General features: G+C 59.7%; 3 protein-coding genes. All 3 read left to right on the forward strand.

The genetic code is table 11. The annotated features are described in order from the left end of the window. Nucleotides 1–159 precede the first annotated feature (159 nt). Entirely contained in the window at nt 160–3,441 is a 3,282-nt protein-coding gene (mscM, locus tag AB5Y85_RS20045) for a miniconductance mechanosensitive channel MscM (protein WP_257687020.1), read from the forward strand. A 24-nt stretch (nt 3,442–3,465) separates the two neighbouring features. Next, complete coding sequence (locus AB5Y85_RS20050) at nt 3,466–4,149, forward strand: glycerophosphodiester phosphodiesterase family protein (protein WP_151286589.1); 684 nt, start codon at nt 3,466–3,468, stop codon at nt 4,147–4,149. Between the two features lie 153 nt (nt 4,150–4,302). After that, on the forward strand, nt 4,303–5,075 hold a 773-nt coding region (locus AB5Y85_RS20055), incomplete at its 3' end, for a cache domain-containing protein (RefSeq protein ID WP_368222042.1).

The following is a 5,075-nucleotide window of genomic DNA, read 5'->3' on the forward strand; positions in this document are numbered from 1 at the left end:
ACATATTCGACTCGGTGGAGAGAAAGCGGCCGGGATCATAGCGAAACGGCAGCACGACTTCCTGTTATTTGTGTTATGAATCATTAATATAGACTGCTTTACCCGCCTCCCTGCCCTGTTTTAGGCTAGGGCCACCTCTTCTGAACGGAAACGAGCCTCATGTTGCAACGCCTGCTCACCCTCTTGCTGTTCTCCCTTCTCTTGTTGCCGCCAACCGTGCGCGCCGACGATGCCATTGCCCAGGCCGAATCCCTGTTGCAGAGCGTGCCCAAGAGCGATACCCCGGAAAACCAGAAGCTGCGGGAGAGCTACCAGCAGGCGCTGCAATTTGCCAGAGAGGCCGAGCGCTACCGGGAGCAGAGCAAAGCCTATCAGCAGATCCTTATCGATTACCCCAAGGAGTCGGCACGCCTCAAGGAGAGCCTGCACAACTATCAGCCCGCCGCTCGCCCGCCGCTGGCGAGCCTCAAGGAGGAGGCGCTGCGCCAGGCCATAGGCCTGAGCAGCAACCGCCAGCTCAACCTGCGCAAGGAGCGGCAGGGGGTGATGGACAGCCTCAACCAGCTGGAGAGCACCGGGCAGGAGTATCACCTGCGGGTGGACGATCTGCGCAAACAGCTGCAACTGACCCGCAGCCAGCTGGAGCGACTGAGCTTCAGCAGCGAATCGGATCGCCAGCAGGAGGCACAGCTGCTGCTGACCAGAATGAAGGAGCAGAGCCTCTCCGACCGGATCCAGATGTTGGAGCTGGAGCAGCTCTCGGCCCAGCAGCGCAACGATCTCGGCAAGCTGAAGCTGCAGGAGCTCAATCTGGCCATCGCCGACGAGGATGAGTGGCAAGCCAGCCTGCTGACCCAGCAGAACCAGCTGCGGCGGGAGAAGACCGAGCAGGCGCTGGAGGAGAGCGAACGGCTGCGCAAGCAGCTCACCACCGACATGCCGCTGCTGCTGGAGCAGCAACAGCAGAATCAGGCGCTCTCCATCCAGCTCGGCACACTGGAAGATCAGATTGAGCGGGTGCAGGACGAGCAGCGCAGCGTCGACAAGAATCTGTTTGAACTGAATGAGCTGGTCAACTCGGTACGCGAACAGCTGGAGTGGCTGCAGATCAGTAATGCCTACGGCGAGAACCTGCGCAGCAAACTATCCGATCTTCCTCCCCAGTTTCCCCTCGACAAGCTGGAGTCCGCCATCGTCAGCGCCCGCATGGCCAAGTACCAGTACGAGAGCGAGCAGGATGGGCTCAAGGATACCCGCCAGCTACGCGACAAGCTGATGGCCGAAGAGGAGGTGACGCTGGATCGGCCGCAGCAAGCGGTGCTCGACAACCTGCTCAAGGCCCGGCGCCAGCTGCTGACCCGTCTCAACGACGCGTCCGATACCCTTATTCAGGAGCAGACCCGCCTCAAACTGCTCTACAGCCGCCAAAACAGCAAGATCGACGAGATCCGCGAAATAAGCGCCAGCCACCTGTTCTGGATGCCGGATGTGCGCCCCTTTACCCCGCAGGTCATGCTCGGCATTCCCGCCGCGCTGACCCTAGCCTTCAACCCGGACAACTGGTTGCAACTGCCCTACGCCATCGCCGAAAACAGCCCGCTGAGCCTCACGCTAGCCGGTATTGGGCTGCTGGTGCTGGCCTGGAGCTGGTTCAAAATGGCCCGTCACCTGAGCCTCTATTGCGACCATATTGCGCCGCGGATCGGCAAGGTGACCCAGGACAAATTCTGCCTCACCAGCCGCTTGCTGCTGCGCTCCCTGCTTGCCGCCCTCCCCTTGCCCGCCATGGTGCTGATGGTGCGCGGCCTGCTCGAAGGGGCCTGGCAATACCCGTTTGCGGTGGCGGTGGCGCGCGGTCTTGGCGAGATCTGGTTCCTGCTGCTGGCGCTGGTGATGGCCCGCCATCTGACGCTGGAGCGGGGGATTTTGATCCACCACTTCCGCTGGCCTAGGGAACAGGTGCAAAAGGTGTGGGGGCAGTTTCGCACCCTGCTGCTGGTGCTGATCCCGAGTTTCTTTGTGCAGGGGATGGCCAACAGCTATCAGGAGCACGCCTTCTACGACTCCCTCGGCCGGATGGCCTTCATGATCGGTGCACTCTGGCTACTGCTCTTCTTTGCCCGCCTCAACCGGGAGCGGCTGCCACTCACCTGGGGCCAGACCGACATGACCAAGCCCCATCTGCTGCACCACTTCATCTGGAATAGCCTGATGCTGGCGCCGCTGCTGGCGGTAATTGGCGCCCTGTTTGGCTACTTCTATACCTCGCGCACCCTGCTGCGCCAGCTGGAGCTTAGCCTGCTGATGGGGCTGGGTTGCCTGCTGGTCTACTATCTGGCCAGACGCTGGATGCTGATCCAGCGCCGCCGCCTTGCCTTCGAGCGCGCCAAGAGCAAGCGGGCCGAGATCTTGGCCCAGCGCGGCAGGGAAGAGGGGCATGACGAGCTCAGCTCCGAGACCCCGGACGTGGTGGAAGAGACTGAGCTGGATCTCGATACCATCAGCGCACAGTCGCTGGGGCTGGTGCGCACCCTGCTGATGCTGGGCTTCACCATGCTGGTGGTGGTGCAATGGTCGGATCTCAACTCCGCCTTCAGTTTCCTCAGCAATATCGAGGTGTGGCAGGTGAGCAGCAAGATTGGCGGCATCGAGCAGCTCTCGGCCATCACCTTGCAGGATCTGATGCTGACCGCCTTCGTCTTCATTCTGACCGTGGTGACAGCCCGCAACCTGCCGGGGCTGATGGAGCTGACCCTGCTGCAGCACCTCAGCCTCTCCCCGGGTACCGGCTTTGCCCTCACGACCACCAGCAAGTATCTGGTGATCCTGATCGGCGCCCTCACCGGCTTCTCCATGCTCGGCATCGACTGGTCGAAGACCCAGTGGCTGGTCGCCGCCCTCTCGGTGGGGCTGGGTTTCGGTCTGCAGGAGATCTTCGCCAACTTTGTCTCCGGCCTCATCATCCTGTTTGAGAAGCCGATCCGGCTCGGTGACACCGTCACCATCCGCGATCTCACCGGCACCGTCACCAAGATCAAGACCCGGGCAACCACCATAGTGGATTGGGATCGCAAGGAGATCATCGTGCCCAACAAGGCCTTCATCACCGAACAGTTCATCAACTGGTCGCTCTCCGATGCCATCACCCGGGTCAAACTGCGGATCCGGATCGGCCTGACCCGGGATCCGAAACTGGTGCAACGCATTCTGGAAGAGTCCATCCAGGCATCGACCCTGGTATTGGAGACGCCGACGCCAGAGGTGTTCCTGATCGAATTCACCGACTCGGCACTGATCTACGAGATCCGCCTCTACGTCAACAACATGGATCACCGGATGCCCATCACTCACGAGGTTCACTCGCTGGTGCTGGAGAAGATGCAGCAGCAGGGACTTACCCTGCCCCATCAACAGATCGACATTCACCTGAGCCGCGGCTGATCCGCGAGGTACAAGGAGCAGAACATGCAGATTATTGCCCACCGTGGCGCCAGCGGTCTGGCACCGGAAAACACCCTCAAGGCGATGGCCAAAGCGCTGGAGCTGGGAGCATCAGCCATCGAGATCGACGTGCAGGCAGCCGATTGCGAGTTGTGGGTCTTCCATGACAGGCGGCTGGATCGCTGCACCAATGGCAAGGGGGTGCTGACCGAGCAATCCCGCTCCTATCTGGAGCAGCTCGATGCCGGTGAAGGAGAGGTGATCCCGACCCTGTGGCAGGTGATGGAGATCATCGCCGGACGCTGCGAGCTGCATATCGAGCTCAAGGGCGCCCATACCGCTGATGTGGTGGCAGCCCTGACCCGACGGGCAGAGGCCGAGCTGGGCTTTACTCCCGGGCAATGGGTGGTTTCTTCCTTCCATCACCCGGAGCTGGCCCGATTTGCCGCCTTGCGGCCCGATATCCGGCTCGGTGCCCTGACCGCCAACCTGCCGCTCAACCTGGCGCAGTTTGCCGACGAACTGGGAGCCTGGTCCATCAATTGCGATGTTGATTTTATCGATGCCGCGCTGGTCGATGATGCCCATCGCCGGGGGCTCAAAGTTCTGGTTTATACCGTTGATTATCCAGAAGATTATGAAACGCTCTCTAGCATGGGGGTCGATGGAATCTTCACCAATCGACCAGATCGTTTTCTGACGCAGTGAGGGGGCGATACGCGCATGGATATCCACTGATTTAGGCACTAACTTTAAATAGCTGACCGGGATACAAAGAGTTCAACTTCAGCCGATAAACAGAGGCTTATAACAATAACTAGATTCCACACACTTCAGACTGACGCTCACAAGGATGTAACTATGAACTTATCCATTAAAAACAAGCTTGTTCTGGCTATCGGGGTCATCATTCTGGTGATCACCGGCCTGCAGGTCTGGTACAACACCTCGCAACTGCGCAGCGAGACCCAGCGACTGGTCTGGAACATCATCGACGAAAGCTCCATGGCCAACGTCAAGGGGATCTCCCGCTGGGTCGACGCCCGGATCAGCATGGTCAGCACCACCAAGGAAGCATTCGCCAAAGAAGATGAGCCCATCAGTCATCTGGCCCAGTCCATGAATGCCGGTGGCTTCGACCTGGTCTATGCCGGTACCGCTGACGGCAAAATGATCCAGAGCAAACCGACCGACTTGCCCGCCGGTTATGACCCCCGTCAACGCCCCTGGTACAAAGACGCAATGGCTGCTGGCAAGATGACCATCACCTCCCCTTATGCCGACATCTCCACAGGCCAGCTGATTGTCACCATTGCCGAGCCGTTCCAGCGTGGCAACACCCAGGGGGTTATCGCCGGAGATGTCTCTATCAGCGCCCTTATCTCGGACATTCTGACGGTCACTACCGAGGGGACTTACGCCATTCTGGTCGACAGCAACGGCACCATCATCGCGCATCCCGATGCCTCCCTGAGTCTGAAACCCGCCACAACGCTAGCCCCCGAGTTGACCGCGTCTTACATCAATCAGATCGCTCATGACGGTACGATCAACGAGCTGGTGATCAGCGGTAAGAAAGAGGTCTTTGACTTTAACGCGATCCCCAACACCAATTGGTATTACGGCATGATGGT

It is taken from the genome of Aeromonas sp. R3-1 (genome assembly GCF_040908345.1).
Classification (GTDB): domain Bacteria; phylum Pseudomonadota; class Gammaproteobacteria; order Enterobacterales; family Aeromonadaceae; genus Aeromonas; species Aeromonas veronii.